Raw genomic sequence first — 17,564 nt, 5'->3', positions numbered from 1 at the left:
CAGAAGAACGTTTATGGACGGTAGTGGAGGATCCGAACAATGAACAAAACCGAACGGCAGCTCGCGATTACACTGGAGCTGCAGCGGAACAAGACAATCAGAGCGGAGGATTTATCGGCTCTATTCGAAACGAGCGTGCGGACGATATATCGGGACATTCAAGCGTTGAGTGAAGCGGGGGTACCGATTGTTGGTGCTCCCGGGCAGGGCTATTCCCTTATGGAGGGGTATTTCCTTCCACCGATTGGGTTTTCTTCGGAAGAGGCCGTAGCTCTGCTGATGGGGACTGATTTTATCGAGCAGAGGCTGGACAATCATTATAGCGTCGTAGCGAAGGCGGCTCGGCGAAAAATTGAAGTGGTCCTCCCGGAGAAGGTGCGAAGCGAGGCGGCGCGCGTTCGGGAAACGATGCGCCTTCTTCACGCTGGAGAACCGGCAACCGGCCAGAAGGTAAAGGAATATTTGGCATTTGTGCGGCGCGCGATTATGGATCGGCGAAAGCTTTGCATTACATATTTGAAAAAAATTGCGGAATCCGACGGAAATCGCAAGAATAAGCGGGTAATCGCTCCATACGGACTCGTTCTTGTTCAAGGAAATTGGACTTTGATTGCGCGCTGTGATCTGCGGGAGGACATTCGTCATTTTCGATTATCGCGGATGACGGAGCTTGAGGTGCTTGAGGCTAGCTTTCGTATGCCTCACGATTTTAATCTGAACCATTACCGTCCGGCTGACGTTCGAAAGGAGTGGGTGCGAATTCGGGTAAATCCCCATATTGCTGACAAAATTACGGAAGTTAGTCAATATTATTTGGAAGAGACTGAGGAGCGGACGGACGGTTTGGTTGCCCACTTTCGCGTCCGACAGCCTGAGGAGCTGCTGCCTTATATCCTCGGCTGGGGCGGGGATGTCGAGGTGCTGGAACCGGAATCTCTTCGCCTGCGCATTCGGGAAGAAGCAGAAAAAATGTTAAAACGCTACTGACACACTGTTGTCAGTAGCGTTGTTTTATATTGGGACTAATCCCAACTATGAATAGGAGTTTTAAAACATGATCAGTACAAAGGAAGCTTTGAAGGCATTTGAAGTGACAGTAGGACGATACTTCGTTGAACTGGAAAACCTCGATATGGAGCAGCTGCTTGAAAAAAAGAACGAAGAGGAGTGGTCCATAGGTCAAATGTATATGCATTTGATTCAGTCGGCCCAATTTATGCACCTCAACAATGTCGATCGATGCTTGAGCGAAAGCGAGGGAACCTTGGACTCGAATGGGGAGAAAACGGAGAATGGCAGGAATACTTATGAATCGGGAAGTTTTCCGCCCATCCGGATTCAGGTTCCGGCTTCACCGCAATATACACCCTCGCAGCCGGAGAGCAAAGAGTATATAACAGAAGGACTGCGTGCTGTTGTAGAGAGAATGAAACGTACGGAAGCTGCGGTGAGTCAGGCATCCGAAGGGAAAAAGGTTCTTCATCCCGGATTCGGGGCATTAAATGCCAAAGAGTGGTTTTTGCTGGTCGAAATGCATTACCGGCATCATCTCTTGCAGCTCGACCGTTTAAAGAGCGAGCTAAGCAGGGTGTAATTTAATGTGCATATGAAAGGCAGCTGACCTGACAAGGTCGGCTTTTTTTCTTATTGATGAAAAAAGTAAAGCTCTATAAAGAGGATATTTTTGGAAACTTTAGAATATTTACTTTTAGTTACTTCTAAAATCAACGATAGGAAGAAGGAATGTAAGTGGGGAAGGTTGTCGGTTTTGAGTTAAATAGTCAGGATGCTCAAAAAGCATCGGAGTTTTATTCTCATGTTTTTGGATGGGAGATTAGCGAACCGAATTGGGGGTATCGGTCCGTTACAACTGGCGGGATTTCTGGCGGAATCGCCCAGGGACCACAGGATTATCCTCACGGCACTCGAATCCAAATCGAAGTGAGCTCCATTGATGAATCCGTAATAAAGGCGCAGGAATACGGGGCTTTGATTGTACGGGAAAAAATGGAGTTTGATGATTTCTTTGTTGCCTATTTGGTTGATCCGACTGGCTTAGGGATTGGTCTTATTCAAAGAAAGTGATGGAATAAGGAAAATATTGATTCCGTATAACTTGTGAGGGGGGTGTCCCAAAAGTCATCGTAGATGGCTGAGGGACATCCCCATTTTTGTTTCCAACTACAAGCTCATGTACAAGATGTATTCGCTAAGCGAGGCGCAAATCATAGAAAAATGATGATGTCAATGTCGAAATAAGCGTGTCGATTTATGTTGGAAAAAGTCGTAATCCAAGGTAATCTTATGGCATATTGCAAGGGAGGGTCACAAATGAACCATGAATTAACGAATGTATATTCCCATCGTAACAAACTGTTTATTATCACGCTGTGGGTATTAATAGGGATTAGCGCACTAGCCCTTTCCAGCATGGGAAAGGACGCGCTCCTTGGTCACTTGCTACGAATGTCATTTTTAATTATTCCTCTAGTCATCTTTAGCTATTTGAACTGGAGAAAACAATTCGTATTTCATATGCAATACCCTCTAACGATTGTGTTTATTATCTTTACATGCATTAACATTTCGACCACATCTAGCATTTATATTTTATTTTCCATCGTACTTTCCATTGTCCTGCCTTCGATTTATCCCGGCTTCAAGCTCATTCTTTTATCCGGTATTTCGGCGGTTGGATATACGCTTTATTTGATGGTGTTTAAAACCTCGCTTGTCTTTCTTGGACTACCCCCGGAAAGAATTAAACTTGCCGGTATCGTTGTCGTTGAGAATCTGATATTTATTACGATTGTTTTAGTCGTTATCGCTGCTGTTAACACCAAGCTTCTTAAACGAGCGACGACGGTTGCAGAAGAAAATTTGAAGCAAAAGAATCATATGGAGAGTGTGTTTGCCAACATTAAGCAGTCAATTGACTATTTAACTTCGTTCAGCAGTCAATTAAAAACCGATATTACGCAAGCGGGTAGCAACTCGAAGGAAATGTCGGTAACGTTTCAAGAGATCGCTTCGGGAACGAATGTGCAGGTCGACAACATTAACGACATTAATGAATCGATGGTTGAAATCCAAGAGCATATCCATTCGGTGCATGATGATTCCAACGAAGTGAGGAGCTTGGCTGAAAACACACGCAATGAAACCAAAAATGGCAGTGAGAAGGTTCGTTCCTTGCTTGAAAGTATCCAGACGCTGAATCATTCCACAGACTCTACTGTTGATCTCATGCAAAAATTAAATGACAAAACAGGTGAAATTCAAAAAATTCTCGATGTAATTCGGGAAATCGCGGAACAAACCAATCTACTGTCTTTGAATGCGAGCATTGAAGCGGCTAGGGCAGGGGAGCATGGCAAGGGATTTGCTGTAGTAGCCACCGAAATCCGCAAGCTGGCGGAGCATTCACAGCAATCCGCAGGAGATATTCAGTCCATCATCGTTGATCTTCAAAAGCAATCGGGTTTGGTTACGGAGCAGGTCAATATCGGACGTCAATCGGTGACAAAGAGTATGGAAGCAACGCGAGAGGTTGAAAATAGTTTTGCAGCCATTTCTTCCAATGTAGAAATGGTTACGGATAAAGCGGTCTCCGTCGAAACGAAATCGTTAAAGCTTCAGCAGCTTGGCAATGCTGTTTCAGAGAACACGCTGACCGTTGCAGCGGTTACTGAACAAAATTCGGCGGGCGTCCAGCAAACCCTCGCTTCTACTACGGAACAGAGCAATCAGATTGAAAAGGTCGTTCAGGAGTTTGACAAGCTGGATCAGCTTATTGTTCAGCTTCAGAGCATTACCGATGAAAAGGTCGAGGAGTCGTCAGCAGCTTCTCAATCCGGCCAGAAGCTTACGACGCTGCTAACGAAAAAAGGATAAAATGATCCGAAAGCTTGGTCCGGCACCTTATGGGGTGCCGGTTTTTTTCGTTGATTTAATGAGCTAGGAAGAGATTTTCGATTGGATGGGAGTCAACCGGAATCAAGCCGTCTTGATTTACACTAGCTCATGAGCTTGACGTTCGGACAACGCTTCGAAAGAAGCTCCAAAAATTGATCCCGATTTTGTGGAGAAACGAGCACCGAATCGTAGCGATTGTACGCAATTTCTAATCTTTGGAGAGACAATGCGGGGCTTGAAGACGGGTTCGTCGTGTTTTTAACGGAAACGATGGCGCTTAAGGGGATATTTTTTTTGAACGGACCGTACCGAATAAGCAAATGGCTGTCATCGATGACATAAAAGGTTGTCAGCCACATCCACAGCATAAAGATCGGAAAAACGATCATCAATGGGAACACAACGAAAATTTTACTGAGATGAAACTCTCCTGCAAAAAGTGTAAAGCCGCCAATTCCTATTAGTAACAGCATGGATCCCCACAAGATGAAGGTTAACCACCAGTCTTTTCTCGATTGAAATTTCATTTTATCAACTCCCAGAAAAAGTAAATTCTTCATTCGATACGGTAGTTATTCAAAAAAGTTTCACCACACGTCATAAAGCTTATTCCATCTTCAAAAACTCTTAACCTTGTATTGACACTCCTTTTACGAAACATCACTAGAATCATAGTTGTAGCCGATCCTCAAAACAGTGTCAATATGTAGTTGAGGCTACAAAAAAGCGGAATGCAGCAGGACAGGAGGACAAGGGACGGATGAAAAAAGCGATCGGCTTCGATCTCGGGTATACCTTAGTGTATTTGAAAAGGGAGGAGCTGTACCGAAACGTTCTTCAAAGCTTCGGGATCGATAAAGCGGAGCAGGACATTGAGATTGCGTTCCATCTTGCGGATAAGACGATGATGCGTGAATACCCGGGTGTGTTCGGAAAGGATGCGGAAACGTATTACCCGTGGTACGCCGGTCTAGTCAATTATCATCTGGGTATACGGCTCCCGCTGGCGGAACTGTGGACTGCGATCAAGCAAGCCCGCACGAAAGGCGGCTGGCATGTGTACCCTTGGGTGCACGGCGTGCTGACGGAGCTGTCGAAGAACTATCGGCTGTTCCTGATCTCCAATTGGGATCACTCGGCGAAGGATGTGCTGCGGAGGCTTGAGCTGGACCACTATTTCGAGCGGATACTCATTTCTGCAGAAATTGGAGTAGAAAAACCGGACGAGCGTATTTTCCGCATCGCGCTGGAGGAGCTTCAGCTGGAGCCCGAGCAGGTCGTATATGTCGGCGACAATTATTACGACGATTGCACGGCAACGGCGAAGCTTGGAATGGACACGCTGCTGATTAACCGGTTCGGGCAGCTGGGAATAGAGGAGCTGCGTCATCCGCGAGTGATTCGCGATATTAGGGAAATCCCAACCTATTTCAATACAGGAGTGGAGCATCACGTTGGCTGAGGAACGAAAATCGATTGAAAGCATCATCGACGAGCATTTCCAAGCGTTAAGCCGCAGCATGAAGAAGGCGGCGGAGTATATTGTTCGCGATTCGGCGGGAGTGGCGTTTCTGCCGGCGGCGCAAATCGGCGAGCTGTCCGGCGTCAGCGAAGCGTCGGTGCACCGGCTTGCCGCCGCGCTCGGCTTTAAAGGCTTCGCCGACATGCAGAAGCATATTCAAGCGGGTGTCATTGAAAACCGCACCGTCGTTAGGCTGCGTGCCTCCACGGCCGGCCGCTTAAGCGAAACATTCCGTCCGGAGCGTGTCATGCAGACGGATATGGACAACCTCCGCAGAACGATTGAGCTCGATCAAGGAGAGCAGCTTTGGCAATCGGCCAAGCTGATCGGCGAAGCAGGCCGTATCTTTACGGCAGGCTGGAAAGCAAGCGGCGGCATCAGCAGCTATCTCGCGTACTGCCTCAACTTTATGCTCGGCTGCGCGCAGATGCTTTCGATGGAGGAGATGGCCGAACGTGCGGCCTGCCTAGGAAAAGGCGATGTGCTAATCGCCGCGGGCTTTCCGCGATATTCGGCAGCGACGCTGAAGGTGGCCGAGATGGCGCAGGCGAACGGAGCAAACGTGATCGTCATTACCGATCACCCGATTTCACCGTTTTGCCGGTACGCGGACGTTTCGTTGTTCGCGGCCACGTCGTCGGAGGGCTTTCTCGACTCGTATACCGCGCCGTTTTCCATTGCCAACAGCCTTGTGCAAACTGTCAGTCAGATCCGTAAGGAGCGCGTCATGCAGCAGCTGGAAAAAATGGAACACAGCTTAAAGGCGTTTAAGGACCTGCACCAATCAGGTGAAAGGTAGAAGGTGAGAGGTGAAGGATAACCCCGCGTTACCTTTATCCATATATCCCAAAAGGAGAGATCCAAGCCATGCAGCGTATGATGAAAATTAGTTGGAAGCACACCGTGATTGCCAGTCTCACAGCGGCACTTCTTGGCGGCTGCGCCGGAGGAGTACCGGAGCAGTCGTCACCGACTCAGGCGGAGGCAGCTAAGCCGGCAGCGGAAACCGCCGTACAGACACAAGCTCCCAAGAGTGAAGGCCATCTGAAAATCGCCGTGTCCAATGATGTTGACGGACTGGACCCGCACCGCACGGTCTCCGCATCCACGTTTCAAGTGACGAACAACATTTTCGACACGCTGATCGGTACAGATCCAAGCGGCAACCTGCAGCCAAGGCTGGCTGAAAAATGGACGCCGAGCGCAGATGGCAAAGCATGGACGTTTGCGCTGAAGAAAGGCGTGAAATTCCACAACGGACGCGACATGACCGCCGAAGACGTACAATTTTCGCTCGAGCGTTTGATGGGCGAAGGCAGTCCGCGGGCAAAGGATTACTCTTCTGTGATTGACAAGGTGACGGCCGATTCGCCGGAGCAGCTGACCATAACGCTGAAGCAGGGCTCGGCTTCGTTCTTATCCTCGCTGGCTATGCCATGGGCGGCTGTTGTGCCGAAGGAATCGGTGGAACAGCTGAAGCAAAAGCCGGTTGGCACGGGAGCTTTTCGATTGGTCGAGTGGGTGCCGCAGCAGAAGGTCGTGCTTGAAAAGAATGCCGATTATTATGGCAAAACTGTTTCCCTAGATAAAGTGGAGTTCCTCGTCATTCCGGACTCGGCGACCCAGCTGATCAATTTAAAGAGCGGACAAGTCCATATCGCCGGACTTAGCGGCGAGCAGGCAGAGGAAGTCAAGAAGGATCAAAAGCTTCAGCTCTATACGAAGCCCTCCAATTCCGTTCAGCTGATGGCACTTAATAATAAGGTCGCACCGCTGGACAACATGAAAGTGCGTCAGGCCATTGCGTTAGCTGTGAACAAGGAGCAGGTAATTATCGGCTCGAACTGGGGCTTTGGGGCAAAAATCGGCAGCCATTTGTCGCCGTCGGATACGTATTATAAGGATTTTACGAAAACGCTGGAGCATGATGTAACGAAGGCGAAGGAGCTGTTGAAGGAAGCCGGGCTGGAAAAAGGCTTCGACCTTACGCTTTCGCTTCCACAGCCGTATGCCGTGCACGTGAAGGCAGGCGAGGTTGTGGCGGATCAATTAAAGCAAATCGGCGTTAACGTGAAGCTGGAAACGGTCGATTGGGGCAAATGGGTAAAGGACATTTACACCGGCCGCCAATATGAGGCAACGATAATTGCGCATACCGGGCGCCTCGACCCGGATGCGATGCTGTCGCGTTACGCGACCGACAGCAAGGAAAATTATATGAACTACAGCAATGCCGCAGTGGATGAAGCGTTGAAAAAAGGTACCGTTACGATCGACGCGAAGGAACGAAAAGACATATATGCAAGCGTTCAGGAGACGCTGGCGAGTGAAGTTCCCGCTGTTTACCTCCAAGCGCCGTATACGCTGCTTGGCATGAGCGCCAAGGTAAAGGGCTTTGAAACGTATCCGATCGATATCTACGAGCTCAGCAACGTGAGCTTGCAGTAAGTGTGATCCGATGCTTACTTTCCTATTGAAGAAATTGATAGGTGCCGCAGGGCTGCTGCTCGTCGTATCCTTTCTCACGTTTTTCGTGCTGCATCTCATTCCGGGGGACGCCGCGCAGATTAAGCTAGGGATCGACGGCAGTGCGGAGGCAGTGGAGGCGGTCCAGAAGGAGCTCGGACTGGATCGGCCTTGGCTGCTGCGTTATACCGATTGGCTAGTTCAGCTTCTGCAGGGGAACCTTGGCCAATCGCAAATCTATGGACAGTCGGTCGGCGCGCTGATTGCCGACCGGCTGCCCCTTACGGCCGCATTGATGCTGCTGACTATGGGCATCAGTGTGGCTGTCGCGATCCCGCTAGGCGTGTGGTCGGCCGTGAAGCAGAACGGCTGGACTGATCGGCTCAGCCGCACGGTCATGCAGCTCGGATTGGCCGTACCGCCGTTTTGGGTGGGCATCGTGCTGATTTTTCTGTTCGCCCTGTATATTCCGATTCTGCCGCCGGGAGGGACGGTATCGGTCCAGGAGGGCGGGCTGGCCGTATTTCTAAAAAGCCTGCTGCTTCCCGCATTATCGCTGTCGTTCGTCGAAATCGCCATCCTGCTGCGGATGGTTCGCGTATCGATGCTGCAAACTCTGCAGCAGGACAGCATGCGTTTTGCCCGCAGCAAAGGGCTCACCGCTGCCCGGCTGTACCTTCGTTACGGGCTGCGAAACGCGCTGATCGCACCGGTAACACTGATCGGCATGCAGATTTCCGGCCTGCTGGGCGGAGTCATTGTGATCGAGGAAGTTTTTGCTCTGCCGGGCCTCGGCCGGCTTCTGCTCATTGCAGTACAGCAGCGCGACATTATTTTGCTGGAAGGAATCACGGTATTTATCACCTGTGTTGTTATCATCGTCAATTTATCCGTCGATTTGCTGTATAAAAGGCTGGATCCAAGAATTGAGCTGGTGTAACGGACGGAAGGAGGAGCAAGGATGCGAGGAGCAGGACGCTGGGCGGCGGCTGGGCTGCTGGGGTTCACAGCGCTGTTTGCGGCGGTGGGCATGTTTTATACCCCGTACGATCCGAATGCGATGAGCCTGGTGGAGCGGTTTGCGCTTCCGAATGCCAAGCATTGGCTCGGAACCGATCATTACGGGCGGGACGTGCTGAGCCGGATGATGGATGCGGCCGGCCACGCTTATGTTGTTGCCGTTGGTGCGGTTGGTTTTGGTATGGCCGTAGGAGGCTTGATCGGAAGCACTGCCGGTTACGTGAAAGGCTGGGTTGGAGAGCTTGCCATCCGAATTGTCGACGGCCTGTATGCCTTTCCGTCACTGCTGCTGGCGCTGCTCATTGTGACCGTATTAGGGGCCGGAGAATTTCATGCGCTTTTGGCGATCGGCGTATTCAACGTGCCGGTGTTTGCCCGGCTCGCCTACAGCACGGTGCTGGAAACGAAGCAGGCGGGCTATGTCCGGGCGGCCGTCGTTTATGGGGCAAGCCGCAGCCATATTTTGCTCCGCCATTTGTTCCCGGCAGTACTGCCGAAATTCGCGGTGCAGGCTGCAGCCAGCTTCAGCTTGGCGATTCTAACGGAAGCGTCGCTTTCGTTTCTCGGGCTTGGAGTACAGCTGCCGAATGCAAGCTGGGGAACGATGCTCGAGGAGTCGCGAAAATATATCTCGATCGCGCCGTGGTTTCCCTTTGTGCCGGGGATTGCCATATTGATGACAGCGCTCGGGGCTAATCTGTTGGCGGATTCCTACCGGAAAGGGGGAGGAAGGCATGTGTGAACTGCTGAAGGTGGATCGTCTTACGGTGGAAGTGAAAACCGGCCTCGGATGGCTGCCCGCCGTGAAGGATGTTTCATTTGCCGTCCAAGAAGGAGAAATTGTTGGCATTGTGGGTGAATCCGGATCCGGTAAATCGTTGACCGCGTTGGCGATGGCCCGTCTTCTCGGCAGCTCACTTCGGATTGCTTCCGGTCAGGTTCTATATAAGGGGAAGTCGATTTACGATTGTTCGGAGACGGTGTTCTCCCGAGAGCTTCGCGGTAACGAAATTGCCTATGTTCCGCAGCATCCGATGACATCCTTATCGCCGGTGCTCACGGTCGGAGAGCAGCTCACCGATACATATCGTACCAAGCACCCGAAATCGACGATGCGCGAAGCGAAGGCTGCGGCACTTGGCTGGCTGGAGCGTGTCGGCATGAAGGATCCGGAGCGCGTGCTTCGTGAATATCCACATCGTCTTAGCGGAGGAATGCAGCAGCGCGCAGTTATCGCAGCGTCGATGATGAACGATCCGCAGCTGTTGATCGCGGATGAGCCGACAACGGCGCTCGATATGACGGTACAGGCGCAAATTTTGGACCTGCTCCTTAATCTAAAGAAGCAGTATTCCTTATCTATGGTTTTAATTAGCCATGATTTGAGCGTGATTGGAAAGCTGTGCGACAGGGTGCTCGTACTGTACGGCGGAACGGGCGTGGAGCTTGGCAGCGCAGAGGATGTGTTTGTTCAGCCGGTTCATCCGTATACCCAAGCGCTGCTGCACGCCACACCTTCGATGGCGGACAGCCTGGACCGGCTTGCCGCATTGTCCGGCTCCGTGCCTGCGCTGACGGAGCAGCCGTCGGGCTGCGTGTTTCATCCTCGCTGCAGCTTTGCACAGGAGCGGTGTCATCAGGAAATGCCCGGTCTTACGGTACTTCATCCGGGCCATGGATATGCTTGTCATTATCCTCAGCACTACGGAGCTCCAGAACGAGAGGAGGAGCAGCCATCGATCATTTGTTAGAGCTGCACGCGATCAACAAGCGATTTACGCGAAGGTTATTTATGCAAAAGCCTCAAATCGTCACGGCAGCGGATCAGATTTCTTTCAGCTTACGCAGCGGAATGACGATGGGGCTTATTGGGGAAAGCGGGAGCGGCAAGTCGACGGTCGGGGAGCTGATCGTCGGTCTTCAGCAGCCGGACAGCGGGCGGATATGCTATAAAGGAAAGTGCGTGGCGGATATGACCAAGGCCGAACGGCAGCAGTATCGCTGCGAGGTGCAGCTTATTTTCCAAAATCCGTACGATAGTCTGAACCCGCGAATGTCCATACTGGAAAGTGTATCCGAGCCGATGCGTATTCAAGGGCTTTTTGCTTCCAAAAGTGAAACGAGGCAGGAGGCGCTGCGCTTGCTTTCGGAAGTCGGCTTGTCCGAGCAATATGCCGATCGAAGGCCGTATGAATTAAGCGGGGGCCAGTGTCAGCGGGTCAGTATTGCGCGATCGCTCGGCATTCGTCCCAAGGTGCTGGTATGCGATGAAATTGTATCGGCGCTGGACGTTTCGGTGCAAACCCAGGTGCTGCTTCTGCTGCAGCGGATGAAGCAGACGTACGGGATCTCGTATGTGTTTATTACGCATGATCTCAGCGTGGTACGACTCATTGCCGATGAGCTGCTGGTTATGTCTGGAGGCCGGATCGTCGAGCATGGGAATACGGGAACCCTGTTTCACGATCCACAGCACCCGTATACGAAGCAGCTGATGACGTCCATTCCGAAGCCGCGCTACGGATACAAGGAAACCGAGCCAATGGCTCAGCAATTGGCGGTCTATTCATAAGAAGGGAGAAAACGCACGATGAACATAACGATTTTAGGCTGCTGGGGCGCATACCCTCCGGCTGGAGGAGCAACAGCGGGGCTGCTGCTGCGCACAGGCGATTCAGCCGTGTTGATCGACTGCGGCAGCGGAGTGCTTGCCCAGCTGTTTCACCACAGCGGCATGAAGGAGCTTGACGCGGCGATCTTGAGCCATTACCACAACGACCACATCGCGGATGTCGGCTGCTTGCAATACGCCTCGCTCATTGCGAACCGCACCGGTGAACGCTCGGAGCTGCTGCCGGTATACGGGCACTCCAAGTCGGAGCAGTTCCAAACGCTGACCATGGATAAGGCCACGGTGGGACACGAAATATCGGAAGGGCAGCCGATCGAGCTGTGCGGTATGACCGTTCATTTTTGCTCGACTGAGCATCCTGTTTATTGCTTGGCGATGCGATTTGAGAAGGACGGAACGTCTTTCGGGTATACGGCGGATACTTCCTATACGCCGAAGCTGGCTTCCTTCTTCGAGGGCTGTGATCTGCTGATTGCGGAGTCCAGCTTCTATGAGGGTCAGGATGCAAAGCCTTTTGGACATATGAATGCAGTTGAGGCAGGGCAGCTTGCGCAGGAAGCTAAGGTCAAGCAGCTTGTTTTGACCCATTTCCCACAATTTGGCGAGCTGGAGGAGATGGTCCGGCAAGCATCGACCGTTTTTAACGGTTCGGTGGAGCTCGCAGAAATCGGCAAAACATTTTCACTATAAAGAGAAAATTCATGGGATGAGGTGGAATTAAACGATGAACCGCTTAACCAAACGATACGCAGCAGCAATGGTGTTGGCCATTAGTCTCGTGACCGTTCCGTTGGCTGGACAAGTCAAGGCTGTTGAATCGCCGGCAGCTGCAGGTGCTTCGAATGCCGATGGTCAGCGCGTGTCGATATTGTATTTTAACGATGGACACGAAATTGCTCCGGTTACAGACAAGCTGGGCACCCGTGGCGGTGCAGCCCGCATTAAAACGCTTGTCGATTCCGTCCAAGACGAGAAAATCGTTGCCTTCGGCGGAGACCTTGGCGGCGGAACGCTGTTCGGCGGCGTGTTCAAAGGCTTCCCGATGGTAGAGGCGTTTCATCATATTCCGGTGGATGTGGCCAACTTCGGACAGCATGATTTTGACGCGGGGGTGGACAATGCTCTTGACTTGATCCAAGCCTCCCGTTTCCAGTGGATTTCTTCTAATCTCGTCGGCAGCGACGGTAAGCCGTTCGGGCAGGTGCCGGACCATGTGGTGATTGAAAAGCAGGGGATCCGAGTGGGAATCATTGGGCTGACCAGTGCGATGGAAACCACCGTCAGGGATGAGCGCGTAAAGCAGCTTCCGGTCATTGAAGCGGCGAAGCAGGCGGTACAAAAGCTGGAGTCCCAGCAGCCGGATGTAATTATCGCCTTAACGCAGGAGCCTTCTGCCAAGGATAAAGCACTGTTGGCCGCCGTACCTGAGATTCACGCGGTATTTACCGAGGAAGAGGCGGAGGAACAGTCGTTTGTACACGAGGTCGATCAAGGACGGCGCTTTGTCTTTTCGCCTCAGGGCAATATGGGCTCGATCATTCGTTTAATCGTGGAAAAGGACGCTGCCGGAGGCATCCGTTTATCCCATGACATCCTCAAGGCGGATGAAACGGTTGCGGAGGATCCGGCGCTTGCCAAGCTCGCTGCGGAATACCAAGCCAAGCTCGATCAAGAGCTGGGCAAAACCGTCGCCACGATGAAGCAGGAGCTGCTGTACGGTGAAAACCATGAATCGCGCTTTAAGGAAACGGCGATTGGCAACTGGATTGCTGACGCGTACCGCGACTATTATGGAACGGACCTCGCGTTCGCCAATGGCGGAGGCATTCGCGCGAGTGCAAAGCAGGGCGAATTTACGCTGAAGGATGCGAAAGCGATTTTGCCGTTTGGCAACAAAATCGTTGTTGCCGAAGTTGACGGGGAAATGGTACTGCAGGCGCTGGAAAACGGCGTTTCCGGGGTGGACCGGATGGCCGGCGCGTTTCTGCAGGTATCCGGCATCTCGTATGTGTACGACGCGGATCAGCCGGTTGGTCAGCGGGTTTCGGATGTGATGGTAGGTGGCGCGCCAATCCGTAAGGATGCCGTGTACACGCTGGCATTATCGAACTTTATGTATACCGGCGGAGATAACTACACGATGTTTACCGATGCGAAAACGAAAGTGGGAGCAGGCGAAGCGCGAACCGATTTTGAGCTGCTGGCGGCGTATGCCTCTAAGCAGAAAACGGTGGATGTTCAGTCCGAAGGACGAATTACCGTGAAAGGCTTTGCGGATGTTGGAGACCGGCATTGGGCCAAGGAAGCGGTGCGCAGGCTTGCGTCTGAGGGCATCATGCAGGGAGTAAGCGAAGGACGCTTTGCTCCGAATGCAGCGGTAACTCCTGCGGAGCTTTACGAAGTAGTCACTGCAGGAATGCCGGAAGCAGCCGATGCGGTATGGTGGACGGAGGTCGGCTTCGACCGTAACGAGAAGAGCGCTTCGGTCACACGGGAGCAGCTTGCTGCTGTGGCGGCGAGGCTGCTTGAGGTGAAGACGGCAAAGCCAGTGCTGAGCGTTGCTGGGGAGACCGGCTTTTCTGATGAAGGGGAGATCAATCCGGCTCTAAAGCCTGCTGTTGCTGGATTGGCAGAGTACGGACTGCTCAAGGGTCGCCCGGGCCGGAATTTTGCACCGAAGGAAGCGGCGACAAGGGCGGAGCTGTCCTATGTGCTTTGGAATATTATGAAGGAATAGAGCTTTTATCAAGACGAAATGCCCCGCGCATATTCTGCAGCGGGGCATTTGCACTTCCAGCTATTATTTACTCTTTTCAATCGAGGTGAGCCATAGCTGAGTTGCCTTTTGCTCTCCTTGCTCGATTTTCTTTTCAAAATATTCAATCCTTACTTTATCGTTGGTCGTAATCTCGGAAAGTGCTTTCTGCAAGCCGGCCTCATGCTGGAAGGCGGTCGGACCGTCTTTCAAAATAATTTCAACCGTGTGGTTATCGACCAAGCCGCTAAAAGTGCCCTCGGCTTTAATTGTTGCCGGTTTTTCCTCCGCAGGGCTGCCGGTTTGACCCGACCCTGTAGTTTGGTTGCTCCCCGGTTGTTCCCCTGTACGAACTTCCTCTTTACCGCCGCATGCGGCAGCAACCAAGACGAGAAATAAGGTTAACAGTAGTACAAGTTGTGATTTCTTTGTCATGTCAGCACCTCCATAGAATCAGACGATGGTTACGCGTAAAAGGTTTCAGCTTTACATGTTACCGTTACTGCATATGACCCTATTATACAGGAATGTGATGAATTCACGAAGGAAGGAGTCACGGTGATTAGCACGGATGGACAATTCGGAATATTTTGCTCGCTCGACAGAACGCTTGTCCCTTATAATGATAGCTTAAGTGAACGTCGAACCGGAGTGAGCGGATACACATGAATAAGGTCAAACGAATTTTATTGCCCGTGTTAGCGGGGATCGCTATTTTACTCTGCAATGGGTTAATCAATCTATTTTTGATGTCGCCGCTGCCCTACGTGGGGGAGGACATAAACCGGCTGCGCTTCCATTTGGACGATGCGGGCTTTGTGCTGCTGTTTTGGGTGTTCAGCTTTTTGTTTGCTGCGATGTTTTTTGTGTTACCGAAGGAGAAAGGCTATTTGTATTTATCGGCTTTTTCGTTTACTTCCGGACTTCAGCTGCTCTCTGAATGGGATGAGAAGGTGATGCTGTTTGGTCCAATCCCTTCAGCGGCTTATCAATCCCTTGCCGTAAAAGCAGGACTAACGTACATTGCGTTTGCTCTTCTTCATCGGCTTATGCCCAAATCACGCGGACCGCTTTTGCGGGGGCTGCTCGGCGTAGTCGCTCTATTGTTTGCGGCCGCAGTACTGTTCACGGCTGCAGGGGCAGATGAGTCCATTGGATTGCTGCTGAACCGCTTACTGTACATTGTTATTTTCATCGGGATTGGGGTTCACCTGTTTGTTTTCCTGCAATTGCTCCGGGAAAAAGAATTGAACCGGGAAATGCGAACGATGGCCGGCGGATTTATGCTGTTTTTTGCACTGCTTCTTCCGGACTTTGCCAAGGATGTTATGGAGGACAGGCTGGGCCGAAGCATCGGGTATCAGCCGATTTTCTGGCAGCAGGCGTTGGAGGATACGTTTCCATGGGCGTTTCTTGTGTTAATCCTATTGTTTGGAACATTGTTTCTAAAACGATTTATTCGCACGCTTCGGGACAACCGAGAGGAAATGGAGACGCGGAAGGCGCTGGACGGTTTATTGACGAAGCTGACGAAAGCTTACCGCTCCGCGGATTTACAGCAGATTTTGCTTCGCGAGGGAGCGAATTACTTTACGCCGCATGCCTTTCGGCTGATCGTAAGGGATCCCCGCACGGAACAGGCTTCTGCTTTGGGCGGAGAGGTGCCTGCCGGCCTACTCGAGCGGATTAAAGACGTTTCCGCTTCCTCATACGTTCGGGTGGCCGATCACACCGCGGTCGTCTATCCGGCTGGCAGGCTGCATGAGCAGGAGCTTTATGCTGCGCTCGTAACGTTCCATGGAGCGTTGCAGCTGGAGGAAGGCGAACGGTTTTCCTTCATGCTTTTTGCAAAATATGCGGCCATCTTTGCCGAACATTTATCCTTGCTCGAACGACGCTTATTGGAATTGGATGATAACCGGCGTCAGCCATGGGCGTCAAAGCTGTTTTTGCAAATCGCAGAGAAGGAGCGTAAACGGCTTGCTTCCGATTTGCATGACGAGGTGCTGCAAGAAATTCTTCACCTCCGCCGGCTGCTGGAGCACTCGCCTGCCCTAGACGAGGTTCGAATGGGTCTGGAAAATACGGAATGGATGATTCGGGAAACGTGTACGGAGCTCATGCCGTCCTTTTTGCTGGAGCATGGTGTCCTGCAAGCCGTTTCTCATTTAGTAGAGAAGACGCGGCTTCGTGCGGACTTTCGATTGGAGTATCAGACGCTTCCCATAGCTGGACATATTGAGGAAGAACGGCAGCTCGCACTATATCGGATTGTTCAAGAGCTGCTTCATAATGCGATGAAGCACTCAAGGGCAGCGGTGGTCAGGCTGAAGACGGGACAAGAAGGGCAGAAGCTATTCGTTCGCTATGAGGATGATGGGGTAGGACTTCAGGTTAATCCAGAGGAACGGTCGGCGGCGGGGGAGCAGCTTGGCTTGCAGGGAATTCGCGAGCGCGTAAAAATGCTGGATGGTGATGTAGAGCTGCAGAGCGGACCGGGAAAAGGGCTGCGATTGACGTGCTCGATCCCCTGCAGCTGAAATGAAGCTTTAGAGGAAGTGCTGCCATTGCGGCTGCACTTATCCCTCGATTTTAAGCAGCTTCAGCTCGATGCCTTTGGCTACGGCCTCTTGTCTGGATTGGACCTGCAATTTATCAAACACATGCGAAATATGATATTCGACATTGCGCTGGCTCATAAAAAGCCGTTCCGCAATGTCTTTATTTTTGAGCCCATGTGCGATCAGCTTTAGCACCGAAAGTTCTTTATTGGTGAGCGGGGAGCGGGAGCCGGTGCCGGTGCTAACGTCTTCAAGCAGTGTTTTGGTACGCAGTTTTCGGGCTAGTGGAAGGGGCAGGGCAATAAACCCTTTCGCGGCCAGACGCAGAGAAGCAATCCATTCCAGCTCGCCAACCGATTTTTCCAGTATGCCGCAAACGCCGAGCTCGATGAGCCGATCATAATGCTCACTTATATCTTCCCCGGTTAAAATGACGATTTTTGCGTTTGTATCTATTTGCAGTGTGCGCTCCGTAAGCTCAAAGCCGTTCATTTCGGGGAACTTAAGGTCATACAAGTACAAATCAAATGGCTCTTCGGATTGTATTCGCTTCAGCGCTTCCTGTCCTGAGGAAGCCGTCTGGGTCGAGAAGCCGTGCTTTTGCAGGATGAGAGCCGAGCCTGCTAAAAAGGTATGGTGGTCATCCACGAGTAAAATCCGCATCGTCAGTCGTTCCTTTCAAGGCTGTACCTA

At 51.6% G+C, this 17,564-nt stretch carries 17 protein-coding genes; 14 read left to right on the top strand and 3 right to left on the bottom strand.

Translation table 11 applies throughout. The features are described from left to right. Positions 1-39: 39 nt before the first annotated feature. The 4 genes from GQS10_RS13280 to GQS10_RS13265 all read left to right on the top strand — a co-directional run bounded on the left by GQS10_RS13280 (position 40) and on the right by GQS10_RS13265 (position 3,894). Entirely contained in the window at positions 40-987 is a 948-nt protein-coding gene (locus GQS10_RS13280) for a helix-turn-helix transcriptional regulator (protein WP_166242939.1), read from the top strand. A 67-nt stretch (positions 988-1,054) separates the two neighbouring features. Beyond that, positions 1,055-1,594: a DinB family protein gene (locus GQS10_RS13275; RefSeq protein WP_166242937.1), complete on the top strand. Its 540-nt coding sequence runs from the start codon at positions 1,055-1,057 to the stop codon at positions 1,592-1,594. Between the two features lie 155 nt (positions 1,595-1,749). Beyond that, the gene (locus GQS10_RS13270) at positions 1,750-2,085 is read left to right on the top strand and encodes a VOC family protein (RefSeq protein ID WP_166242935.1); all 336 of its coding nucleotides are present in this window, start codon (positions 1,750-1,752) and stop codon (positions 2,083-2,085) included. Positions 2,086-2,331: 246 nt separating this feature from the next. After that, positions 2,332-3,894: a methyl-accepting chemotaxis protein gene (locus tag GQS10_RS13265; protein WP_166242933.1), complete on the top strand. Its 1,563-nt coding sequence runs from the start codon at positions 2,332-2,334 to the stop codon at positions 3,892-3,894. A gap of 122 nt (positions 3,895-4,016) precedes the next feature. Here the strand turns inward: GQS10_RS13265 and GQS10_RS13260 are convergent, their stop codons facing one another. Beyond that, positions 4,017-4,442, bottom strand: coding sequence for a PH domain-containing protein (locus GQS10_RS13260; RefSeq protein WP_166242931.1), 426 nt, complete (start codon positions 4,440-4,442; stop codon positions 4,017-4,019). Between the two features lie 233 nt (positions 4,443-4,675). On the opposite strand from GQS10_RS13260, the gene GQS10_RS13255 reads away from it, so the two are divergent. From GQS10_RS13255 to GQS10_RS13215, 9 genes are all read left to right on the top strand, one after another. Continuing rightward, the gene (locus tag GQS10_RS13255; RefSeq protein ID WP_166242929.1) at positions 4,676-5,377 is read left to right on the top strand and encodes an HAD family hydrolase; all 702 of its coding nucleotides are present in this window, start codon (positions 4,676-4,678) and stop codon (positions 5,375-5,377) included. After that, positions 5,370-6,236 carry a MurR/RpiR family transcriptional regulator gene (locus tag GQS10_RS13250; RefSeq protein ID WP_166242927.1) on the top strand — a complete coding sequence of 289 codons (867 nt, stop codon included), beginning with the start codon at positions 5,370-5,372 and terminating at the stop codon, positions 6,234-6,236. The genes GQS10_RS13255 and GQS10_RS13250 overlap by 8 nt, the downstream gene beginning before the upstream one ends. A 68-nt stretch (positions 6,237-6,304) precedes the next feature. Continuing rightward, on the top strand, positions 6,305-7,885 hold the full coding sequence (locus GQS10_RS13245; protein WP_166242925.1) for an ABC transporter substrate-binding protein: 1,581 nt from the start codon (positions 6,305-6,307) through the stop codon (positions 7,883-7,885). 10 nt (positions 7,886-7,895) lie between these two features. After that, entirely contained in the window at positions 7,896-8,843 is a 948-nt protein-coding gene (locus GQS10_RS13240) for an ABC transporter permease (protein ID WP_279538002.1), read from the top strand. Positions 8,844-8,864: 21 nt separating this feature from the next. After that, complete coding sequence (locus GQS10_RS13235; protein WP_166242921.1) at positions 8,865-9,665, top strand: ABC transporter permease; 801 nt, start codon at positions 8,865-8,867, stop codon at positions 9,663-9,665. Further along, positions 9,658-10,674 (top strand): ABC transporter ATP-binding protein, encoded by a 1,017-nt coding sequence (locus GQS10_RS13230; protein WP_166242919.1) that lies wholly within the window; start codon positions 9,658-9,660, stop codon positions 10,672-10,674. The genes GQS10_RS13235 and GQS10_RS13230 overlap by 8 nt, the downstream gene beginning before the upstream one ends. Positions 10,675-10,715: 41 nt before the next feature. Then, complete coding sequence (locus tag GQS10_RS13225; RefSeq protein ID WP_166242917.1) at positions 10,716-11,495, top strand: ABC transporter ATP-binding protein; 780 nt, start codon at positions 10,716-10,718, stop codon at positions 11,493-11,495. Between the two features lie 18 nt (positions 11,496-11,513). Then, positions 11,514-12,245, top strand: coding sequence for an MBL fold metallo-hydrolase (locus GQS10_RS13220; protein WP_166242915.1), 732 nt, complete (start codon positions 11,514-11,516; stop codon positions 12,243-12,245). A gap of 34 nt (positions 12,246-12,279) precedes the next feature. Continuing rightward, entirely contained in the window at positions 12,280-14,292 is a 2,013-nt protein-coding gene (locus GQS10_RS13215; protein WP_166242913.1) for a 5'-nucleotidase C-terminal domain-containing protein, read from the top strand. A 63-nt stretch (positions 14,293-14,355) separates the two neighbouring features. Here GQS10_RS13215 and GQS10_RS13210 read toward each other — a convergent pair whose 3' ends face one another. Next, a complete protein-coding gene (locus GQS10_RS13210) occupies positions 14,356-14,745 on the bottom strand; it encodes a hypothetical protein (RefSeq protein WP_166242911.1) in 390 nt (129 codons plus the stop codon). 230 nt (positions 14,746-14,975) lie between these two features. On the opposite strand from GQS10_RS13210, the gene GQS10_RS13205 reads away from it, so the two are divergent. Further along, positions 14,976-16,850: an ATP-binding protein gene (locus GQS10_RS13205; protein WP_166242909.1), complete on the top strand. Its 1,875-nt coding sequence runs from the start codon at positions 14,976-14,978 to the stop codon at positions 16,848-16,850. 39 nt (positions 16,851-16,889) lie between these two features. On the opposite strand, the gene GQS10_RS13200 is transcribed toward GQS10_RS13205, so the two are convergent. Next, a complete protein-coding gene (locus tag GQS10_RS13200; protein WP_166242907.1) occupies positions 16,890-17,534 on the bottom strand; it encodes a response regulator in 645 nt (214 codons plus the stop codon). Positions 17,535-17,564 lie beyond the last annotated feature (30 nt).

The organism is Paenibacillus turpanensis (assembly GCF_011421635.1).
In the GTDB taxonomy this organism is placed as follows: domain Bacteria; phylum Bacillota; class Bacilli; order Paenibacillales; family YIM-B00363; genus Paenibacillus_AK; species Paenibacillus_AK turpanensis.
The sequence above is the reverse complement of the archived record's forward strand: the minus strand, read 5'-3'. Positions and strand labels throughout refer to the sequence as shown.

Bases quoted from the DNA above. Each gene is read 5' to 3' on its own strand.
- GQS10_RS13225 (WP_166242917.1), top strand. From the start codon at position 10,716: ATGCAAAAGCCTCAAATCGTCACGGCAGCGGATCAGATTTCTTTCAGC.
- GQS10_RS13255 (WP_166242929.1), top strand. From the start codon at position 4,676: ATGAAAAAAGCGATCGGCTTCGATCTCGGGTATACCTTAGTGTATTTG.
- GQS10_RS13240 (WP_279538002.1), top strand. From the start codon at position 7,896: ATGCTTACTTTCCTATTGAAGAAATTGATAGGTGCCGCAGGGCTGCTG.
- GQS10_RS13220 (WP_166242915.1), top strand. From the start codon at position 11,514: ATGAACATAACGATTTTAGGCTGCTGGGGCGCATACCCTCCGGCTGGA.
- GQS10_RS13275 (WP_166242937.1), top strand. From the start codon at position 1,055: ATGATCAGTACAAAGGAAGCTTTGAAGGCATTTGAAGTGACAGTAGGA.
- GQS10_RS13205 (WP_166242909.1), top strand. From the start codon at position 14,976: ATGAATAAGGTCAAACGAATTTTATTGCCCGTGTTAGCGGGGATCGCT.
- GQS10_RS13280 (WP_166242939.1), top strand. From the start codon at position 40: ATGAACAAAACCGAACGGCAGCTCGCGATTACACTGGAGCTGCAGCGG.
- GQS10_RS13200 (WP_166242907.1), bottom strand. From the start codon at position 17,534: ATGCGGATTTTACTCGTGGATGACCACCATACCTTTTTAGCAGGCTCG.
- GQS10_RS13235 (WP_166242921.1), top strand. From the start codon at position 8,865: ATGCGAGGAGCAGGACGCTGGGCGGCGGCTGGGCTGCTGGGGTTCACA.
- GQS10_RS13260 (WP_166242931.1), bottom strand. From the start codon at position 4,442: ATGAAATTTCAATCGAGAAAAGACTGGTGGTTAACCTTCATCTTGTGG.
- GQS10_RS13245 (WP_166242925.1), top strand. From the start codon at position 6,305: ATGCAGCGTATGATGAAAATTAGTTGGAAGCACACCGTGATTGCCAGT.
- GQS10_RS13215 (WP_166242913.1), top strand. From the start codon at position 12,280: ATGAACCGCTTAACCAAACGATACGCAGCAGCAATGGTGTTGGCCATT.
- GQS10_RS13230 (WP_166242919.1), top strand. From the start codon at position 9,658: ATGTGTGAACTGCTGAAGGTGGATCGTCTTACGGTGGAAGTGAAAACC.
- GQS10_RS13210 (WP_166242911.1), bottom strand. From the start codon at position 14,745: ATGACAAAGAAATCACAACTTGTACTACTGTTAACCTTATTTCTCGTC.
- GQS10_RS13265 (WP_166242933.1), top strand. From the start codon at position 2,332: ATGAACCATGAATTAACGAATGTATATTCCCATCGTAACAAACTGTTT.